General features: G+C 73.8%; 15 protein-coding genes. 2 read left to right on the forward strand and 13 right to left on the reverse strand.

Features of this window, described 5'->3' with window-relative positions; translation table 11 throughout:
• The first annotated feature begins 6 nt into the window (after positions 1–6).
• Positions 7–1,398: an MATE family efflux transporter gene (locus WMF29_RS04915; RefSeq protein WP_437327717.1), complete on the forward strand. Its 1,392-nt coding sequence runs from the start codon at positions 7–9 to the stop codon at positions 1,396–1,398.
• 75 nt (positions 1,399–1,473) lie between these two features.
• Here the strand turns inward: WMF29_RS04915 and panD are convergent, their stop codons facing one another.
• The 13 genes from panD to WMF29_RS04980 form a co-directional block, all read right to left on the reverse strand.
• Complete coding sequence (gene panD / locus WMF29_RS04920; protein ID WP_437297999.1) at positions 1,474–1,863, reverse strand: aspartate 1-decarboxylase; 390 nt, start codon at positions 1,861–1,863, stop codon at positions 1,474–1,476.
• Positions 1,864–1,998: 135 nt separating this feature from the next.
• Positions 1,999–3,141: a hypothetical protein gene (locus WMF29_RS04925; protein ID WP_437327718.1), complete on the reverse strand. Its 1,143-nt coding sequence runs from the start codon at positions 3,139–3,141 to the stop codon at positions 1,999–2,001.
• A complete protein-coding gene (locus tag WMF29_RS04930) occupies positions 3,141–3,317 on the reverse strand; it encodes a hypothetical protein (protein WP_437327719.1) in 177 nt (58 codons plus the stop codon). The genes WMF29_RS04925 and WMF29_RS04930 overlap by 1 nt, the downstream gene beginning before the upstream one ends.
• 204 nt (positions 3,318–3,521) lie before the next feature.
• Positions 3,522–4,628 carry a metallophosphoesterase gene (locus WMF29_RS04935; RefSeq protein ID WP_437327720.1) on the reverse strand — a complete coding sequence of 369 codons (1,107 nt, stop codon included), beginning with the start codon at positions 4,626–4,628 and terminating at the stop codon, positions 3,522–3,524.
• Between the two features lie 93 nt (positions 4,629–4,721).
• Positions 4,722–5,267, reverse strand: coding sequence for a DUF1232 domain-containing protein (locus WMF29_RS04940; protein WP_437327721.1), 546 nt, complete (start codon positions 5,265–5,267; stop codon positions 4,722–4,724).
• A 227-nt stretch (positions 5,268–5,494) separates the two neighbouring features.
• Positions 5,495–6,691 carry a hypothetical protein gene (locus WMF29_RS04945; RefSeq protein ID WP_437327722.1) on the reverse strand — a complete coding sequence of 399 codons (1,197 nt, stop codon included), beginning with the start codon at positions 6,689–6,691 and terminating at the stop codon, positions 5,495–5,497.
• 47 nt (positions 6,692–6,738) lie between these two features.
• A complete protein-coding gene (locus WMF29_RS04950) occupies positions 6,739–7,818 on the reverse strand; it encodes a dipeptidase (protein ID WP_437327723.1) in 1,080 nt (359 codons plus the stop codon).
• Positions 7,819–7,822: 4 nt separating this feature from the next.
• On the reverse strand, positions 7,823–9,202 hold the full coding sequence (locus WMF29_RS04955) for a protein kinase domain-containing protein (RefSeq protein ID WP_437327724.1): 1,380 nt from the start codon (positions 9,200–9,202) through the stop codon (positions 7,823–7,825).
• Positions 9,203–9,302: 100 nt separating this feature from the next.
• Positions 9,303–11,858, reverse strand: coding sequence for a transglycosylase SLT domain-containing protein (locus WMF29_RS04960; protein ID WP_437327725.1), 2,556 nt, complete (start codon positions 11,856–11,858; stop codon positions 9,303–9,305).
• 127 nt (positions 11,859–11,985) lie between these two features.
• Positions 11,986–12,387 carry a c-type cytochrome gene (locus WMF29_RS04965; protein WP_437327726.1) on the reverse strand — a complete coding sequence of 134 codons (402 nt, stop codon included), beginning with the start codon at positions 12,385–12,387 and terminating at the stop codon, positions 11,986–11,988.
• A gap of 422 nt (positions 12,388–12,809) precedes the next feature.
• Entirely contained in the window at positions 12,810–14,216 is a 1,407-nt protein-coding gene (locus tag WMF29_RS04970) for a sensor histidine kinase (protein ID WP_437327727.1), read from the reverse strand.
• A 581-nt stretch (positions 14,217–14,797) separates the two neighbouring features.
• Positions 14,798–15,262, reverse strand: a complete 465-nt coding sequence (locus WMF29_RS04975) for an SRPBCC family protein (protein WP_437327728.1) — start codon at positions 15,260–15,262, stop codon at positions 14,798–14,800.
• Between the two features lie 173 nt (positions 15,263–15,435).
• A complete protein-coding gene (locus WMF29_RS04980; RefSeq protein WP_437327729.1) occupies positions 15,436–16,710 on the reverse strand; it encodes a SprT-like domain-containing protein in 1,275 nt (424 codons plus the stop codon).
• 153 nt (positions 16,711–16,863) lie between these two features.
• Here WMF29_RS04980 and WMF29_RS04985 point away from each other — a divergent pair, with 153 nt between their 5' ends.
• Positions 16,864–18,918, forward strand: coding sequence for a sulfatase-like hydrolase/transferase (locus tag WMF29_RS04985; RefSeq protein ID WP_437327730.1), 2,055 nt, complete (start codon positions 16,864–16,866; stop codon positions 18,916–18,918).
• The last annotated feature ends 4 nt before the right edge of the window (positions 18,919–18,922 follow it).

The following is an 18,922-nucleotide window of genomic DNA, read 5'->3' on the forward strand; positions in this document are numbered from 1 at the left end:
GAACCCTTGAACCTTGCTTCTGCCCCTCTCGCCGCGGACAGCACGCGGTCCGAGCTGCGCGTCCTCGCGCGCCTTGCGCTGCCGATCGCGGTGGCGCAGGCGGGGCTCATCGCGATGGCGCTCGTCGACGTCGCGATCGTGGGGCGTGTCTCGGTGAACGAGCTCGCCTCCTGCGCGATGGGGAGGACCCTCGTCCACACGAGCAACGCGCTCGGGACCGGCGTCTCGGCCGCTGTCGATCCGCTCGCGTCGCAGGCGATCGGCGCCGGTCGCCCGGGGCTGGCGTGGGCGGCGCTGCGCGCGACCCTGCGCGCGAGCCTGCCCGTCAGCGCCGTCGCGTTCGGGGCCGCGCTCGCGGCGACCTTCGCGCTCGCGCCCATGGGCGTCGATCCGGCGCTCGTCCCCGGCGTGCGCCGGTACATCCTCGGCCACGCGCTGTGGATCTTCCTCTGGCCGGTGTTCCTCGCCGGGAAAAACTTCCTCCAGGCCCACGGCGCGACGCGGCCCGCGCTCGTCGCCGTCATCGCGGCGAACGCGGTCAACGTCGTGGCCTGCAACCTGATGGTCCGCGGCGACGAGGCGCTGCGCTGGGTGGGCCTTCCGCCGCTCGGCCTGCCGCAGCTCGGCGCGCTCGGCGCGGGGCTCGCCGCGAGCCTCGCCAGCGCGGTGCTGTCGTCGATCGTGCTCTTCTCCGCCCGGCGCCGGCGCGCCGCGCCCCGCGAGGAGGACGGCGAGGGCGCGGTGCCGGTGGCGGTAGTCTACCGGCTCGGCGTGCCGATGGGGCTGCAGATCCTCGCCGAGGTCGGCGTGTTCGGGATGACGGCGCTGCTCGCCGGGCGGCTCGGCGCGACCGTGGTCTCGGCGCACCAGATCGCCATCGGGCTCGCCGCCTTCACGTTCATGGGCGCCATCGGCGTCGGCGGCGCCACCGCCGTCCGCGTGGGGCACGCGGTCGGCGCGGGCCGGTCGCCGCTGCGCCCCGGCGTGCTCGGGCTCCTGCTCGGCGCCGGCCTCATGTGCGTGAGCGCCTCGACGTACGCCGCGTTCCCTCGCGCCCTCATCGGCGCGTTCACCCCGGACGCCGACGTCCTCGCCATCGGCGTCCCGCTGCTCCGCATCGCCGCGCTCTTCCAGCTGTTCGACGGCATCCAGGCGGTCGCCGCCGGCGCGCTGCGCGGGGCGGGCGACGTGCGGTTCCCCTTCTGGGCCAACCTCGGAGCACACTGGGCCTTCGGCCTGCCGCTGTCGATAGGGCTCGCCTTCGGGCTCGACCTCGGCGTCCGCGGGCTCTGGTTCGGGCTCACCGCAGGGCTCATCGCCGTCGCGGCGGGGCTCTCGGCGCGCTTCGTCCGGCTGGCCCGCGCGCCGGTGACGCGGGCGCTGCCGCACGCCGGTTGACGTGCGCGCTCCGTTGGTTGGCTGGGCGCGCGGCGCCGGCGCCTCGGGCGAGGCGCCCGGCCGGCCCGCGCACGCTCAGTTGGGGGCGAGCGGCCCCGGCGTCTCGGGCGGCTGGTCGGCGAGCGGCCGGTTGCGCCCGTCGACGCGGAGCACGCGTGGCGTGTGCCGCCGCGCCTCGGCGTCGTCCATGTCCGCGAACGTCGCGATGATCACGAGATCGCCGGGCTGATTGAGGTGCGCCGCCGCGCCGTTGATGCACACGACGCCCGAGCCGCGCGCCCCGGCGAGCGCATAGGTGGTGAGCCGGGAGCCGCGCGTCACGTTCCAGATGTCGACCGCCTCGTACGGCAGGATGTCGGCGGCCTCCAGGAGGTCGGCGTCGATCGTGACGCTGCCCTCGTAGTGCAGATCCGCGTGGGTCACGGTCGCGCGGTGGATCTTGCTCTTGAACATCCGTCGGTTCATGCGTGATGCCCTCTGCCCTTCCCGACCAGGGACGGCGGCGCGCGCGCCGGGTCGAGCGCGCGCCGCAGGCCCGCGGGCGAGGCGGGCCTCCCCCGCCAGGGAAAGGACGGGCTACCTCATGCGCGCAGGCGTCGGTCAGTCAAGGAACAATCGCTGCCGCAGGAGCCGGCCGCCCGCCTGGTGGACGGCGTTCTCGTCGGGCAGCGGGTCGTCTGCGCCCGGCAGCGCGTCGGGGTGGCCGACCACGAGGACGACCTCGCAGGGGCCCTCGGCGACGTCCCGGAACAGCTCCTCGCGCGTGCCCGAGATGCGCCCGCCGCCGGCGCCGTCCAGCGCCACCTCCACGGACCACGGGCGTGTGCTCCCGCCCTGCACAAGGAAGGCCCTTACCGCGACCGGCGCTGGCACGCGCGTACCGGGCGAGAGCGCCATCGTGAGCCTGGCGCCCCTGCCGACGTGGCGCGGGGTGCCCGGCCCGCGGTCGCCCTGCTGCTGGCCGTCGCCGAGGGTCGTCGCGAGCGTGTAGTCGGGGAGCGGGGCGGCGCCCGGCGCGAACGGCGCGGGCCGCAGCGCGAGCAGCGACACGAGCGCCGCCGACACGACCCATCCGACCACGCCCACGGCCGCCCGGGCCCGCGCCGCCGGAGCCGTCCGCCGCGCGGTCCGCCGCTCGACGGCCAGCTCGGGGTATGGCAGGTCCTTGCGCGGCGGCCTGGCGATGGCGTCCGCGCCGTCCTGCGCGCGCTGGGCAGGCTGCCCGGGCGCCGCGCTCGAGCGCGCATCCCGCGGCGGCTCCGATGTCCCGGGCGGCACCGATTCGCCGTCGATCGCGCGACACACCGGCGCGTCCGTGGTGGACGGCGCGCTCGTCCCGCTGAGCGAGTCGGCGTCCGCGCCCAGCGGCGAGGCGTCGGCGACGTCGCTCGCCTCCTCCGCGTCGCAGTCCCACTCCTCGGGGCACCGGAAGCGGATCCCGGACTTCCGATCGACCGCTGGACGCGCCAGCGGAGACGGCGCGGGCGCACCGCCGCGCGGCTCCCGGAGCTGGGCGAGGAGCTGGTCGGCGAGCCGGGCGCGCGTCTCGTCGTCGAGGGGCGGCCGGACTTCGCGCGCCTCGCGCTCGGCGCTCGAGCGCGCCGCGGTCTCCGCGGCGTCTCCCGGAGCGTTCTGCGCGTCCTCCGGGCGCGTCTCTTCGGCGAGCCTGCGCCAGCGCGGATCGGTCGTCGGATCCCGCTGTGCGATGCGCGTCAGGGCGCGCAGCAGCTCGTCGTCGTCCATCAACAGCTCCCCACGTCGAGCCGCGCGGTACCGCGCTCGAGCCGCCGGCACCGGCTCAGGAGCGCCGGCGCAGCAAGGGGGGCGGGGAGGGGAGGGCGCCGCTCGCCGAGCGTCAGGGTAGTCACCCCGTCGCTCAGATTCGCCTCGTGGATCAGCGCGAGCGGTCGCTCGGGCATCTGATTCCCTTCCCCTGGGGATCGAAGAACCCCAGTTTGCTATTCACGTTATCCGGTTCTCATCGCGCCCGTCAATGGAGCTCAGGGCCGCGCCCGGGGCGCTTCTGCCCCCAGCGCTTCTCGGCGTGACTGTGAACGTAAACATGGTCGATGACGACACGCGATCGCGTTGCGGACGGCGCTGAAATTTTCTCACCATCACGTCTATTTTTTCGGTTTGGTCGCGTTGGTCGTGTTGGTCGCCCCGGCTGCGGTTGCGTCGGTTGCGCTGGACGCCTCGGCCGCCTTGGTTGTGTCGGCCGTCAAGACGCGCACGTTGTCACCGACAATCTCCAGCGCTGCTGGTTTTCCGCCGTAATGCGACGCCATGCCGACGTCGATCCGCCAGATCTTGTCGCCGCAGGCCGACGTGACGCCGTGCCTCTGGACTGTGTGGCCGACGACCATGCGCTTCGCGGACATCGCCGCGAGGGTCTGGTCCAGCGCCGCGCAGGGGGGCGACCCCGGGCTCGGCGGCGGCTCGATTGAGTAGAGGCGCGCCCACACCGGGCTGTCCTCGGCCGCGATCACGGCCGGCGCGGAGGGGCTCTTGCCCTCCATCCACGCGCGCACCTCGCGGTTGATCCGCGCGACGCCGTAGCGCGTGTGGGCCGGGAGCACGCCGCCGTGCGTGAAGACGGTGTCTCCGACCGCGATGATCACGTCGCGCGCCGCGAGCTTCTTGGCGTAGGGACCGCCGGGGACGAACGCGGCGGCGCGGGCTCGCGCGGGGGGCGGCACCGGCGTGAGGCGAGGGCCCGAGGTGTCGAGCCCCGGCACGTCCTCGAAGTCCTTGAAGCCGCCCTCGGTGACGTAACGGAAATCGAGCTGGACGTTCATCACCTCGTGGTTGCCGTTCAGCGCGTACACGGCGCCGCCGGCGGCGCGCGCCTCGACGGCGAGGCGATCGAAGAGGTCGACGATCTCCTGCTCGCCGTCGCCGCGGTCGATCTCGTCGCCCGTCTGCACGAGCACGAGCTTGCCGCCGATCCAGCGATCCGCGCCGTCGATCGCGCCCGCGATCCGCAGGGCCGCGCGCGTCGCCGCGAGGTCGCCGTGGACGTCGCCGATGGCGACCACGCGTTCGGCGGCCGGGTAGGCGTAGGAGCGATCCGCGTCGGGCGGCGGCGAGGCCGTGGCCGCGGCGGAGCGCGCGGGCGGAGACGAGGCGGCGGCGGCGGGGCCGTGCGCCGTCGAGGCGGGTCGGTCGGCGTCGCAGCCCGCGGCGAGCAGTGCGGCGAGCAGCGCGGTGAGGCGGGGAGCGGCTGACATCGGACGCGATCCTCCGGGGGATGATCGGGGGTGTACCATGGCGAGCGGTGGACGCGCCGCGGCGCGTCCGCGGCGGCGCCTCGACGCGCGCGATCAGGCCGGGAGCTTGGCGGAGAGGAAGGACTTCAGCTTGATCAGGTTCTTCGCGTCACGGCTGAAGCTCGGGGCGGTGTAGCTCGACGCCCAGCCGGTGATCTCGTGCATGAACGAGGTGCGGACCTGCTCGTCGCCGAGGATGTCGTCGACGGTGCGGCCGCGCGCGGCGCCCTTCTCCAGCGAGCGCACGTAGCCCTTGAGCCGGGCGTAGTCGCCGCCGAGCAGCTCGGCGATGAGCTCCGCGTCGCGGGCGAGCCGCGCGAGGGCCGGCGCCTGGTCGCGCAGCTCCGGGCTCTCCGCCGCGGCGAAGGACGCGGCGACGCGCAGCACGAAGGCGTCGTCGAGGAAGCCGAGATCCTCGATGCCGTCCGGGATGAGGTCGAGCGACTTGAAGAGGTAATTGAGGCCCCCCGCGAGCGAGCGGCGCGTGGCCTCCGGGCTGTCCGGCGAGGCGAGCAGGCTCGCCAGATCCGTGGCGTCCGAGGCGAGGCTGCGCAGCCACTCGGGGAACGTGTCGAGACAGCGGTCGTCGAGATCGGTCATGGGATCCTCCCGGCGGGAGCCGGAGGGTAGTCCGAGGGGCGCGGCGCCGTCCATGCCATCCATGCAGACGAAGGCGCTGGGCGCCGCTTCGGGCGCCGGGCGCCGGGCGCTGCGACCGGGACGTCCTTGTCAGCGCGAGCGCGCGTCGCCGGCGCGGGCGCGCGTCGATCGGGGCTCGCCAGCGGCGCGCCGCGCGGCGCGCGCGCTCTCCCGCGGCAGCCCCGCGATCATTGGTGCGTGAACCCGTACCCGACGAGCCCCGTGACGCTCGAGCTCGCGCGCACGCTCACCTGGATGCGCTCCGACGCGCTCTTCGAGGCCTCGGCCGCCCCGGCGACGCACGCGAGCGCGCGCGCTCCCGCGTCGCCCACGAGCCGCGGGAGCGCGGCGCCGACCTGGACCACCGCCTGGGCGTCGCCGAGGAGCCGGTGGCCGAGCGCCTTCTGGGCGTGCAGCAACGCCGGCAGGTTGGCCTGCAGCGTCGCCGCGAGCCGCGCGGCCATCTCGCCGCCCTGCACCACGCGCGTCTGGACCAGCGTGGGCGTGCAGGCCGCGTGGACGGCCGCGTACGCGCGGCAGCACGCCTCGCACTCGGCGTCGCCGCTCGGGGGCCACTCGATCCAGGAGCACTGCAGCTCCTGCCAGGTGCCCGCGCAGCGCTCGTGGCACGTGTCGTCGCAGCCGCCGTCGCACTTGCCGTCGCACTGCCCCACGCAGCGGCCCTGCGCGTCGTAGGCGGAGCACTGCCCCCCCCAGCACTGCCCGGTGCAGCGCCCGTCGCACGGCCCGTAGCAGCGGCCCCGGCAGTAGCCGGAGAGCCGCGCGGGATCGCAGTACACCACGATATCCTCGGGAGTCAGGTCCACGTTGCACGAGCCCCTGCACCGCGCGCCGCTCGGCTCGCAGTCCGGCTGCGTCAGCGTGACCCCCACCCAGGCGTCCTGGAGGAAGATGGCGTCGATCGCCGCCGAGACCGGGCCGCAGGCGCCGCTGGCCTGGCCCCCCACCTCGTCGCGAGGCGCCATCTGCGCGGGGGGTATCCCGAGATCCGCGCCCATCCGGCGGCACGCGTCGGCCACCTGCGCCTCGATGACGACCGACACGACCGCCATGTCCTTGGCGGCCTGCACGAACGTCCTCACCTTCGCGTTCGCCCGGGCGTCCGCGGTGAGCTGGGCCCCGAGGACGTCGCCCGGGCCGTGCAGCTCGGGGCAGGAGGCCTCGCCGGCGCCCTCGACGTGCCGGAGGTTCGCGGCGGCGGCGAGCTGGGCCCGGAGGACGTCGCCCTGGCAGCGCAGCTCGGGGCAGGAGGCATCGGCGGCGCCCTCGACGTGCGGGAGCTCGGCGCAGCTCGGGCCGGCGATGGACGCGAAGAGCGCGAGGGCGAGAAGCCCTCGCGCCGACCGAGCGACTTCACCGCGCATGCGTGGCGTTTACCACGATCGCGCGGGCCGCGCGCGGCGGCCTCCGGCTACGGGCGCGCGCCGCCGGCCGCGCTCGCGCTCTTCGCATCCATCGCCGGCCGCCAGCCGAGGATGCGCAGCGCGTTCTGCGAGAAGATCTTCACGACGTCCTCACGCGACATGCCGCGCTGCCTGAGCCGCGCGGCGAGCGACGGCAGCGCCGACGCGTCGCCGAGCCCCCTCGGCGGGACGATGCCGCCGTCGAAATCCGAGCCGATCGCGACGTGATCGACGCCGGCCACGCGGACCATGTGATCGACCTGCGCGACCACGTCGTCGACGTCCGCCTCGTTCGTGCCGTTCACGAAGGGGGCGTGGAAGTTGAGCCCCGCGACCCCGCCGCTCCGCGCGATGAGCCGCAGCTGCTCGTCCGTCAGGTTGCGCGGCCGGTTCGCCACCGCGCGCGCGTTCGAGTGGGTCGCGACGATGGGCGCGCCGTGCGCCGCGGCGATCGGGACGAGATCCGCGAACGCGGCGTCCGAGATGTGCGAGACGTCGATCAGGGCGCCCTGGTCGTAGACGCGCTCGCAGAACCGCTTGCCGAGCTCGGTCAGCCCGTACGCCGCCGGCTCGCCGGTCGCGGACGACGAGAGCCGCGAGTTCTTCGCGTGGTTCGGGCTGATGAGCCGCACGCCGCGCGCGATGAAGCGGTCGATCTGCGCGATGTCCGCCGCGAACGCGCCGGCCCCCTCGATCGAGAGGAAGGTGCTGATCTTCCCCGGCTCGGCCCGCGCCGCGCCGAGCGGGAGGAACACCGGGTTCTCGGCGATGATCGCCTCGATCGTCGCGAGGACCGCGCTGGCGTCCTCGATCTGCGGGCCCTCGGGGCGCGCCTGGTCGGGCAGGTAGATCGGCAGCACGATGCCGAGGTAGTGGCCCGCGACGAGCGTCTCCCTGCGGGCGTGACCTTCGCCGAGGCGCCTGTCGCGCCCCTTGAAGTGGACCTGCCAGGGCACGTCGACGTGCAGATCGACGACCGGCACGGGGGGCTCCGCGGGCGGGTCGCCGAGCGTGGGCTGCGGCGCGCCCAGGGCGCCGGCGGCGCAGGTGACGGCGAGCAGGGCGCGGAGCCGGGAGCTTCCGTTCATGCGCTCACCGGCTCACCAGCACGCCCAGCGCGAAGCCGACCCCGAGGCACACGAGCCCGATGAGCCCCACGAGCCACCAGGCAGCGCCCTCCGAGCCCCCGCCCTCGGCAGCCAGGGGGACCTCCACGACCCGCACGTCGTAGTGGCCGCCCGTGAGCGTCGGCACGCCGGCGGGCTGCTGCGCGCTGATGTGGGTTGGCCTGGCCGAGAAGGTCGCCGTGGGCGCCACCGACGGGGACGCCTGGATAGGCGGCGCTGACATGCGCGGCGGGGGGACCGTCGGGATCCTGGACCCGACCGGCGGCACGCTCTGCACCGGCTGCGTCACGTTCTGCGGCGGCAGCGCCATGTTCTGCGGCGGCTGCGCCACGTTCTGCGGCGGCAGCGCCATGTTCTGCGGCGGCAGCGCCATGTTCTGCGGCGGCTGCGGCGGCGGCAGTGAGGGCAGCTGGTGCGTCAGCGCGGGCGACGCCGGCGCATCGGGCCGCGCGCTGGGCGTCGCGATGCCCGTGCGGTGCGCGATGGCGCCCAGCGTCTGCGCCATCTCCTCGGCCGTCTGGAAGCGCCCCGCCACGTCCTTGGAGAGGGCGCGCTGGAAGAAGAGGCCCCAGGCCGCGAGGTGGGGCGCGACCTGCTCGATCGGGCGCACCTCCTTGGCGAGCACGGCGGTGAGCCGCGCGAACTCGTTCTCGGCAGGGAACGGCTGCGTCGCCGTGAGCATCTCGTAGAAGATGATGCCGACGCTCCAGAGATCGGCGCGCGCGTCGACGCCCTGCGCGTTCTTGATCTGCTCGGGGCTCATGTAGCCGGGCGTCCCGAGGAGCGTGCCAGCGCGGGTCTTCAGGCCCATTCCGCCGGCTGCGTCCATCACCTTCGCGATGCCGAAGTCGAGCACCTTCACGCGGAAGCCCCCGCGCGGATCGCGGATGAGGAACAGGTTCTCCGGCTTCAGATCGCGGTGGATCACCCTGTGGCTGTGCGCCGCCATGAGCGCCTGGAGCACCTCGTGGATGATCGGCACGGCCTGCTGCGGCGGGATCGGGTTGCCCGCGTCGATGTAGGCGGAGAGCGGGACGCCCTGCAGGAGCTCCATGACGAGGTAGGGCGTGCCGTCCTCGGCGCGGGTCGCCTCGAAGACCGAGGCGATGTTCTGGTGGGCGAATCCCCTCGTCGCCTCGGCCTCGGCGAAGAAGCGGTGGAGGACCTGCTCCTCCTGCGTGAACTCGGGGTGGAGCACCTTGATCGCCCGCTTGCCCTCGCCGCGCAGGCTCTCGGCCTCGTAGACCGCGCCCATGCCCCCCTCGCCGAGGAGACGCACGATCCGGAAGCGCCCGTTGAGCACGGCGCCCACGAGCTGATGGGAAGGGCTCGATGGGTCGATCACACGCGGACTCTACCAAAGCTTCACCGCGGCCCGCTCGCTGAAACCTCGGCGGCGTGCGGCTTCCGCGCGCGCTTCGGCGCGCGGCTTCCGCCGGCGCGGGTCAGGGCGCGGCGTTCGCCACGGCCGAGCGCGCGGCCGGGCTCGCGGGGAGCGGCGTCCGCAGGGCCTCGCCCGGCTGAGCGCCGGCGTAGAGGAGCTCGTAGACGGCGAGGCTCGTCATCACGCGCTTCGTGTAGAGCCGCGTCTCCTCGTACGGGATGCGCTCGACCCACAGGTCGAAGCTCTGCGAGGGGCGCTCCGCGATCCATCGCTTCGGCGCGCCGCCCCCCGCGTTGTAGGCGGGGATCGCCAGCAGCGGGTTGTCCGAGAACTGGCCGCGCAGCTCCGAGAGGTAACGGCAGCCGAGCGCGATGTTGACCTCGGGGCGCTTCAGCGCGTCGGCGCTCCACGGCAGCCCGAGCGGCTTGGCCACCCGCTTCGCGGTCGGCACGATGAGCTGCATCAGCCCGAACGCTTGAGCCGGCGAGGCGACCCGCGGATCGAAGGCCGACTCCTCGCGCATGATCGCGTAGGCGAGGGCCTCGGGGATCCCGCTCCGCTTGGTCTCCGCGGTGACGACGCCCGAGAACGGGCGCGGAAAGGCGAGCTCCCACGCGCCGCGCCAGCGCCCGACCGGGTAGTGATCGACCCACTCGCCCGCGAGCTCGACGGCCGTCGGCGCCGCCATGGCGGTGCGCAGGATGCTGTACGACTGCGGCAGCGCGCCCGCGCGCGCCAGCAGGAACGCCGAGGCCCACATCACCTCGCGCGGCGCCGTCTTGCCCCCGACGCCGAGCAGGTCGAGCTCGCGCCGCGCGAGCCTCGCTTCCCCCTGGCGCGCGAGCTCGACCGCGCGCGTGAAGGCGGGCTGCGCGAAGAGCGGGCTCCTGAGCTCGGTGTACGGCGCGCTCGCGTCGCGCTCCAGGGCCGCGGACAGGGCGCGCTGGGCGGCGGCCGGGTCCACGTCGGCGAGCCGCGCGTGGGAGAGCGCCATGTAGAAAGAGAGCGGGTAGTCGCGGATCACCTGCTCGAGCAGCGCCTTCCCCTTGTCGGGCGAGCCCGTCTCGATGTGGGCGCGCCCGAGGTAATAGGGGAGCCTGCCGGCGGCGTGGTACGCGCGCTCGTGCGGGAACCGCTCCAGCGCGCGCTCGAGCGGCCTGACCGCGCCCGCCCAGTCGCCGCGCTCCATCTCGAAGAGCGCGAGCTCGAACAGGCCGTCGGCGACCATGTCGCCCGACGGGTAGTCGTCGGGCATGGCGGTGAGCAGTTGCACGAACTGCGCCTGGTCCCCGAGCCCGAGCAGCGCGCGCGCGCCGAGGTAGCGCGCGTCGTCGGCGAGCCGGTGATCCGGGTATTCCTTCTCGAGCAGCGCGAAGCGCGCGGCCGCCTCGGCGTGCCGATCGACGCGGAGCGACGCGCGCCCGGCGTTGTAGAGGGTCTCGGGCCGCCGCGGGGCGGGCGGTCCGCTCGCGGGGGCGGGCGTCACGCCTGCAGCGGCGGGCGCCGCGCTTGCGGCGGCGGGCGCAGCCGGCCCGCAGCGCTCGATCGCCGTTCCGAAGAGGTCGGCGGCCTCGGCCCGCCGCCGGAGGCGCCCGAGCGCCTCGCCGCGCGCGGCGAACGCGTCGCAGGCGAAGGCCGAGGGCGCCTGCGCCTCGGGGAGGGCGATCAGCGCGTCGGTGACGGCGAGCGCTTCCTTGTCCTGGCGCGAGGCGAGCAAGGCGCGCGCGCGGGCGAGCAGATCGGCGGGGCCCAGGTCGAGGAACGGCTTGCGCCGCGCGAACGGCAGCGTCGACAGGGCCTGGTCCTGGATCTCCTTCGCCTCCCCGGCGCCGGCGCCGCCCGGCGCCTCGTCGATGACGCGCCGGGCGACACGGAGCGCCTCCTCGGCGTGGTCTTCGCTCGGGTGGCGGAGCAGCGCGCGGGCGAAGCGGAGCGCCTCGGGCACCCACGTCGACGCCGGCAAGCTGCGGGAGAGGTACGCGCGCCAGCGCGCGGCCGCGCCCTCGATGTCGCCCTTGTCGGCGAGCGCGCCGGCGACGACGCGATCGAGCTCGTCGGCGATCGCGACGTCCGACGCGACGGCGCGCGCGCGCTCGAGCGCCGCGTCGGGCTGCCCCGCCCTGGCCAGGAGATCGGCCGCCGCGAACCTCGCGTGATCCGCGAGCGGCCCGCCCGCCGCCGCGGCGGCGTCGTACTCCTTCGCGGCGCCCAGGGGATCGCCCGCGAGGGCGCGCAGCCGCCCGAGCTGGTAGCGGAACGCCGCCGCGTCCGCGGGCGACAGGGGCGCCGAGAGCGCCTGGGCCATCGCCGCGGCCGCGCCTGGGTACGCCTCCTGCTCGACGAGCTTCTGCACCTGCGCGAGCCGCGGGTCGTCGAGCACGAGGGTGAGGCGCTCGGGGTCGAACGCCGGCGCCTCGCCCGGCGTGCCCGGGACGACGGGCCCCGCCGGCGCTGCGCTCGGCGGGGGCGCCGGCTGCGGGCAGAGCGGCGGGCAAGCCGTCGCCCCGCGCTGCGCGGCGGGCGCGCCGGCGCACGAGGCGCCGAGCGAGGCGGTCAGCGCGAGCGTGGTGACCAGCGCGAGCGCGGCGGCCCCGGAGCGGGCATCCAGCCTGAACATGCCTGCACCATACTCCGGATCGCGCGGTCGCACAGCGTATCGAGGCGAGCGGCGCGCCAGCGAGCCGCCGGAGCGCCCTCTCGTGAGCTGGCGCGCCGGCGTTCGGACGTGAGAAGCGGGCGCGGCGTTACTGGGCCGCGTCGCAGGCGAGGTAGACCCGGATGGCCTCGATCGTGTCGTCGGAGAGCTTCGAGCCGATGGGCATCCCGTCCCCGCCGTTCGCCCCGCCGATCCGGATCTCCTCGAGGATCTCCGCCGCCTCGGCCCTGACGCTGGCGGGGTCGTCGACGTTGACATCGTCCGGAGCGCCGATGCGCGACGCGCCCTCCGAGGTCGACAAATGACAGGGCGCGCACTGGGTCTGGAGCGCCTGGTAGCCCGTATCCGCCTGCGCGGCCGAGTCCGGCGGACATTCACCGAGCGACGATCCCCCGGAGGTGTCGCCCCCGCCGTCATCACCGCCGCAACCTTGGAGAGCGCCAATGACGAAGGGCGCGAAGCAGAGCAAGAGCATCGTACGAACGGGCATCAAAGCACCTCAACAGCTTGTTAGGGGAAGGGGAGCGAGCCAGAGTCGAGCCTCCAGCCATGCAGGCCGGCCGGGCGCTGCGCGCCGATGGTGCCTGGGGCCGCGCACCGGGTCAACAAAGACGGATCGGTGTGAACGGAAAGAGATCAGGGTCGTCCGAGGGGGGCAACCTTGTACAAGTGCGAGGCGCCGCGGGTCGTCCGAGGGGGGCAACCTTGTACAAGTGCGAGGTGCCGCGGGTCGTCCGAGGGGGGCAACCTTGTACAAGTGCGAGGCGCCATGGGGATCCACGCATCGACGATGAGGCGGCCTTCGCTCCACGGCCTGTGGGTCTCCCGCTCGCCGATGCGCTTCTCTTTTGCTCTTTCACGAGCGGCATCCTCGCGTCGCTCGCAGAGCGACCGGGCGCCGTCTCCCGGATGTCACGCGCTGGTGCTGGCGCCGATACCAGGCGCGTGCGCTGACTCGGTGCTCGCTCGGGGCAGCTCGAACCAAAAGAGGCTCCCTTGGCCCACGACCGTGCGGAGCCCCACGCGGCCGCCGTGCGCCTCGGTCAAGCGTTTGACGGTGGCGAGTCCCAGACCCAGACCCGGCACTCGAGCGCCTTGCGCTCGGACGTGAGGCTCGAACACCATCTGCTCGAGGGCCGGCGCGATGCCGGGCCCGGTGTCCTCCACCTCGATCCGCACAGCATCTCTCGCGTCGAGCACCCGGATCACGACGCGACAGACCGCCGCGTCGCCGAGGTACTTGAGCGCGTTGCGGATCAGGTTGGCGAGGATGCTCGTCAGCACGCCGGGGCTCGCGGCCACCGCGCACGGAGCGAAGGGCTCCACGCGGAGCTCGGCGCCGAGCTCTACCGCGGCAGGGACGAGCTCGGCCATGAGATCGTCGACGACGGGGCGCACCTCGGCGCGCGCGCCTGGCTCCGGCCTCGCGCCCGCGCGAGCGAACTCCAGCAGCCCGTCGGTCATGCGCTTGACTCGCATGATGGCCTGCCCGCCCCGTTCGAGCGCCTTTCGCGCCGGATCTCCCTCGCCGCACCGCCGCAGGGCGACGTCCAGCGCGAGCGCAACCGCGCCGAGGGGGCTGAGCACATCGTGGGCGACCCGGCCGGCGAACTGCTCCAGCTCATCTGCTCGGCGCTCCAGGAGCACGCCCTGCTGCCAGAGCAGCCTCACATGGCGCCGGATCTGCACGGCGGCCGCCGCGCAGGCCAGCAGCGCGGACGTCACGCTCGCCGTGTTGAGCCCGAGCGCGATCCGACGAGAGTGAACGCGGTTGGTTGCGATCTCGATCCCCAGACGACCTGCCTGCCGTGCGTTGAGCTCGATGCTCGCCATCACGGCCTCGCTCGTCGAGTTGAAGTCGGCTCGCAGCGCGGCGTCCACGAGCTTGTTGGCCTCGTCCGGATGGCCGTTCGCCACCAGCGAGAGGACCCGGTCCGTGTCCTGATCGAGCTTTCCGAGCGCCTGCGCGACGGTCTGCCACTGCTTGAGCTCTCCTGGATAGACGGGCATTCCGAGGTAGGCGTCGATGCTCCGGGATAGATTGTCGCGCGCCTCGTCGAGCTCGTGGCGGTCGCGCGGGCGGCCTAGCGCGGCTTCGTTGACAAGGTCGCTCAGGAGCGCCTGGGTATGCCTCAGCTCGGCGCGCGCGGCCGCCAGGTGCATGATGCTCGGCGTGGCGTTCTCCGCCAAGCTCGTGGCCGCCGCGTCGATCTCGGCGGCTCGGTGCTCTGCGTAGCCAGCGGAGATCACGAAGCTCGCGATAGCGACGAAGAACGCCGCAAACAGCGACAGCAGGATAGACGGCAGCCGCTCGAGCATAAGAGAAGACTTCGACCTCGCCGGGTCCTTCCGCCCTCGCATCTCCATGCCGGGATGCTGTTCCGCCGTCCGCCCGAGCGCAACGCGGGAAGCGCGCCGGAGCCGCGGTGGATCGCCCTCGCTGTATCAGCGGATGTCCCCCAGGCTCCTGTCGAGGGATGATGAAATGACCACCACGTTCACAATTACGTTTACGTTGGTGAGCGCTGGGGGGTGGAGGGGATCGGGCTTGGTGAACACCGAAGCGGCCCCCCGGAGAGGGAGTCCGTGGGGCGGCGCGGGGGACGGACCGCTGTCTGAGCGCTGGGGGGTGGAGGGGGGCGGGCTTGGTGCCCTGAGCGCGACCGAACGAGCTTGGTGAACACCGAAGAGGCCCCCGGAGAGGGAGTCCGTGGGGCGGCGCGGGGGACGGACCGCTGTCTGAGCCCGCTCGACGCTCTATCTCCGGCGTGCTCAGCGCGCCGGAGATAGAGCGTCGAGCGGGCGAGTTCGGTGGGGCCCCCGCGCCGCCCCACGGACTCCCTCTCCGGGGGCCGGGCGGCCGGGACCAGCCCCCTCTCCGGCGATCAGGCCGCGCAGCGCTAGCTCACCCGCCGTCGCTCCAGGTGCGTCTTCATCGCCTTGAGATCCCCGTGCACCGCCTTCTTGAAGCTCCCGATGAACAGCCGCCCGAGCGTCTCCATGAACCAGCCCATCCCGGCGATCTCGCCCTCCATCTTGAGCAGCGTGCCGGCGCCCTCGGGCTCGAAGACATACCGGAAGCGGTAGGCCCCCCGCCCCGTGGTGCCCTTCTGCCCGTCGACGAAGAGGTCCAGACGCTTGCCAGGCTCGGCCGCCGTCACCTCGAACAGCTCGGTCGATTCCTTGCCGAACATCTTGCGGGTCTCACGCCACATCGCGCCCTTGCCGACGACGGCGCCCGTGAGCTTCTCTGCACGCACGAAATTGGGCATCCAATCGCCGAACGAGTCGATGTCGGTCGCGAGCCGGAAGACGTCCTCGGGCGATGCATCGAAGCGCTCTTCAATGGTGAACAGGAGCGGCATCTCGTTCTTCTCCTAGGCTTTCCCGCGCGGCGTGCCATCGTGCCGGAACCGCTCCTTCTCCGTCAACGAGCGCGTCGAGCGCGCGCAGCCGCCGAGACGCTGGCGCTGCGCCATCTCGCATCGTCCGGCTTCCGTCCGATCTCCTCGCGCGGCCCGGATCCGGCGTCGCGAGCTCAGCCCTTCTTGCCCGGCGGCAGCAGCATGCCCCGGTTGCCCGTCGCCCCCTGCATCGGGCGGTGAAGGACGATCTTTCGCCCCGCCTCGCGCCCGTGCGCGTGCGCCGCCGTCCGCTGGTTGCCCGCGTGGCGCAGGTGCTGCACGTGCGGGTGGCGCGTCCGATAATAGCCGTCCAGATCGGCGTCCCTCACCCAGACGAGCCCCTGCTCCACGGACACCTTCCGCTCCGTGTTCAGCTTCTCCAGGAACCCGAGCATCACCCCGGCCTGGTAGGTCCGGCGGTCCTTGTTGCCCTTCACCCCGTGGGTCCGCTTGTGCTCGCGCCACAGCTGCTCGGCCGTGTGGTGCAGGAACGCGTGCACGTAGGCCGCCATCTCCAGGTTCGCCGGCGTCCCGCAGATCTCGAGGACGCTGCCCCGCTTGCCCTCGAGAGGCACGTAGACAGGCACCCAGATCGCCTCGACGAAGAAGTGCTTCCCGAGGATGCCGCCGACGATCCGCTCCGTCTCGCCCACGCGCCCGCTCGGCGCGCCGAGGTGGCGGAAGCCGTACTGCCGCGCGGCGCGCGCCTTCGCGACGTCGAGGTTGTACTTCAGCATCAGCCGCTGCGCGGCGCTCATCGCCGCCTGCGCCTCGTTCGCGTTCGGGCTGTCGGCGAGCGCGAGCAGCCGCGCGATGCGATCGAGGATCCGCGCGTCCACGCTCGCCTCCGACGCGTCCCCGTCGCCGCGCGCGGCCGGATCCGCCGGCGAGCGTCCCGCGGCCGGCATCCCGGCCGCCGTCCCGTCGATGCCGAGGCGCGTGCACACCTCGCGGAACGCCGGCCCGTGCGCCGCCTCGTCCCTGACGCCCAGCACCTCGTGCACGTACTGGTGCGCCATCTCGTGCTTCAGCACCTCGATCACGACGCCCCACGGCTGCGTCAGGACGAGCGGCCGCGAGATCTCGATCGCGCGCGCCTCCGAGACCCATCGCCCGAGCCGGCTCGCGGCGTCGGACAGCTCGATGGATGCAGACCGCAGCTTTCGCCGGAAATGCGTGTAGTTCAGGCTCTGGTACGCCGCCATGAGCTCGCGCACGAGCGCGGCCTCCAGCTCGGCGCTGAGCCTGGCCGCCGTCTCGAGCGGCGGCTCGGGCGCCGGCGCGCCCGGCGCCGGCCGCGGCTCGGGCTGCGCGGCGGCCTCGGTCGACGCGGGTTCGGCCGGCGGCGCCGCGGCCCCGGAGGCCTGCTGCGCGCCGCGGATCCCGTTCAGGAAGAGCTGCTCCGCCATGCGAACGCCTCCATGGCACGCCTCGCGCGGCGGTCGAAGGGTTTTCTCGTCCCCCGGGCGGGCAATCCCGGCCGGCGCCGTCACCCCGATGCCACCGAGCCGACTCAGAAACGTTCCCGATACGCCACGTCCTCGGTAAACTCGCGCGCCTCCGTGCTCCGCTCCAAGGCGCTCAACGATCCCCCGTCGGTCGAGGCCGACGCCGCAAGCCGCTCGTCTCGCGGCCTCGCCCGCGATCTGGGCGCAGATCGCGCCGCGGCGCGCGCGCGGCTGCGCGCCGTCGCCCGCGTCCGCCGCCGTTACGGCCGCCTGTTCCTCGCGCTCCCGCTGCTCCTCATCGTGGTGGCGGACGTCCACATCCGCGGCGATCGCCTGCTCGATCTGGGCGGGAAGCACATCGCGAGCTACGTCGGCGCGATGGTCGAGAGCGCCGCGCTCTGGGGGCTCCTGCTCTTCGCGGCCTCGTCGCGGCGGGGCGCGTCGCGGTGGCTCGCGGCGCTGCTCTTCGTGGCGCTCGCGACGCTGTCGCTCGGCGGCCAGCTCTACTTCCACCGCCAGTACGCGACGTACCTCAACCTCGACGCGACGCTCTTCGGGACCTCGCTCTCGGCCAGCCTCTTCGGCCAGCTCCGGGCCGACGGCGAGAACTTCCTCCGCTCGGTCCTCCCGCCGCTCCTGCTCGCTATCGCGCTCGTGTGGCTGGGCCGGCGGATCGTGCGGCCCGGCCGCACGGCGTGGGCCCGCGCCGCCCGCCTCGCCGCGCCCGCGGTCGTGGTGGCCGCGTTCGTCCTGCCGTGCTCCTACCGCACGGTGCAGGCCTCCACGCCCGACGTCATCTACTTCCACGCGATCGGCGGCCTGCTCAAGGAGCTCGCCGGCGTCCAGACCACCGCGCAGGTGCGCCCCGGGCTCCGCACGCCGCCCTCGCTGCCGCCGGTCACCCCGCGGCCGGGCCCGCGGCGCAACGTCCTCTTCATCCTGACCGAGAGCGTGCGCGCCGACGCGACGTGCTCCGCGCGCGTGCCCGTGCCTGTCGACGCCGGCCAGGCGCCCGTCGCGTGCCCCGGCACGCCGCGCATCGACGCGGCGGTCCCCGATCGGCTCCCGCTCACGCAGATGCGCTCGAACGCCTCGACGACGGCGATCGGGCTCGCGGTGCTCTGGTCCGGCCTCCAGCCGACAGCGACCCGCGAGGCGCTCCACACGGCGCCGCTCGTCTTCGACTACGCGCACGCCGCCGGCTTCGACAGCGCCTACTGGACGAGCCACCACATGATGTTCGCCAACTCGCGCCTCTACGTGCAGGACCTGCCGGTCTCGCACCAGTGCGGCGCGACCGAGCTCGATCCGCTCGCCGACATCGATCTCGGGGCCGACGACCGGCTGCTGTCGGCGCACGTCCAGTCCGAGGTGCTCTCGCTGCGCGAGCCGTTCCTCGCGGTCGCTCACTTCGGGAACACCCACGTCCCCTACCTCGTCGACCCGGAGGACGCGCCGTTCCAGCCCGCCCTCGAGAGCAAGGCGCCGGACGACAACGAGGCGTACCGCAACTTCTACAGGAACGCGGTCCACCGTCAGGACGCGGCCATCGCGGAGCTCATCCGCTTCGTCCGCAGCTCTCCGGTCGGCGAGCGCACCGTCATCGTCTTCACGTCGGATCACGGCGAGGCGTTCCGGGAGCACGGCCAGCTCGGCCACACGGGCTCGATCCTCGACGAGGAGATCCGGGTGCCCGGATGGGTCGACGCGCCGCCGGGCACCCTGACGGCCGCGGAGGAGGGCGCGCTGCGCGCGGCCCGGGACGAGCCGGTCTTCCACACCGACGTGACGCCGACCGTGCTCGACCTGATGGGCCTCTGGGAGGAGCCGGCGCTCGAGGGGTACCGGGCGGCGATGGTCGGGCACAGCCTGCTCCGGCCGTCGCCGGGGCCGGTGGCGCTGGCGCTCACGAACTGCACAGGGATCTGGGGCTGCGCGTTCAAGAACTGGGGGATGATGCGCGGCAACATGAAGCTCGAATCCCGCGCCTGGGACACCGCCTGGCACTGCTACGACGTGCTCGCCGACCCCCGCGAGCAGCGCGACCTCGGGCCGGCCGCCTGCGGCGACCTGCCCCGCCTCGCGGACGCCCTCTACGGCGGCCCCGCCGGCAGCGTCGACGTCCCCGCCCACCTCCGCGATCTCGCGGCGGTGCCTCGCCACGACTGATCCG

Origin of the sequence: Sorangium sp. So ce381, assembly GCF_051473845.1 — a bacterium.
GTDB lineage: Bacteria > Myxococcota_A > Polyangia > Polyangiales > Polyangiaceae > Sorangium > Sorangium atrum.

Excerpts from the sequence above, each read along its gene's own strand:
- WMF29_RS04960 (WP_437327725.1), bottom strand. The coding sequence starts at position 11,858 with ATGTTCAGGCTGGATGCCCGCTCCGGGGCCGCCGCGCTCGCGCTGGTC.
- WMF29_RS04930 (WP_437327719.1), bottom strand. The coding sequence starts at position 3,317 with ATGCCCGAGCGACCGCTCGCGCTGATCCACGAGGCGAATCTGAGCGAC.
- WMF29_RS04975 (WP_437327728.1), bottom strand. The coding sequence starts at position 15,262 with ATGCCGCTCCTGTTCACCATTGAAGAGCGCTTCGATGCATCGCCCGAG.
- WMF29_RS04950 (WP_437327723.1), bottom strand. The coding sequence starts at position 7,818 with ATGAACGGAAGCTCCCGGCTCCGCGCCCTGCTCGCCGTCACCTGCGCC.
- WMF29_RS04925 (WP_437327718.1), bottom strand. The coding sequence starts at position 3,141 with ATGGACGACGACGAGCTGCTGCGCGCCCTGACGCGCATCGCACAGCGG.
- WMF29_RS04970 (WP_437327727.1), bottom strand. The coding sequence starts at position 14,216 with ATGCTCGAGCGGCTGCCGTCTATCCTGCTGTCGCTGTTTGCGGCGTTC.
- WMF29_RS04935 (WP_437327720.1), bottom strand. The coding sequence starts at position 4,628 with ATGTCAGCCGCTCCCCGCCTCACCGCGCTGCTCGCCGCACTGCTCGCC.
- WMF29_RS04980 (WP_437327729.1), bottom strand. The coding sequence starts at position 16,710 with ATGGCGGAGCAGCTCTTCCTGAACGGGATCCGCGGCGCGCAGCAGGCC.
- WMF29_RS04945 (WP_437327722.1), bottom strand. The coding sequence starts at position 6,691 with ATGCGCGGTGAAGTCGCTCGGTCGGCGCGAGGGCTTCTCGCCCTCGCG.
- panD (WP_437297999.1), bottom strand. The coding sequence starts at position 1,863 with ATGAACCGACGGATGTTCAAGAGCAAGATCCACCGCGCGACCGTGACC.
- WMF29_RS04965 (WP_437327726.1), bottom strand. The coding sequence starts at position 12,387 with ATGCCCGTTCGTACGATGCTCTTGCTCTGCTTCGCGCCCTTCGTCATT.
- WMF29_RS04940 (WP_437327721.1), bottom strand. The coding sequence starts at position 5,267 with ATGACCGATCTCGACGACCGCTGTCTCGACACGTTCCCCGAGTGGCTG.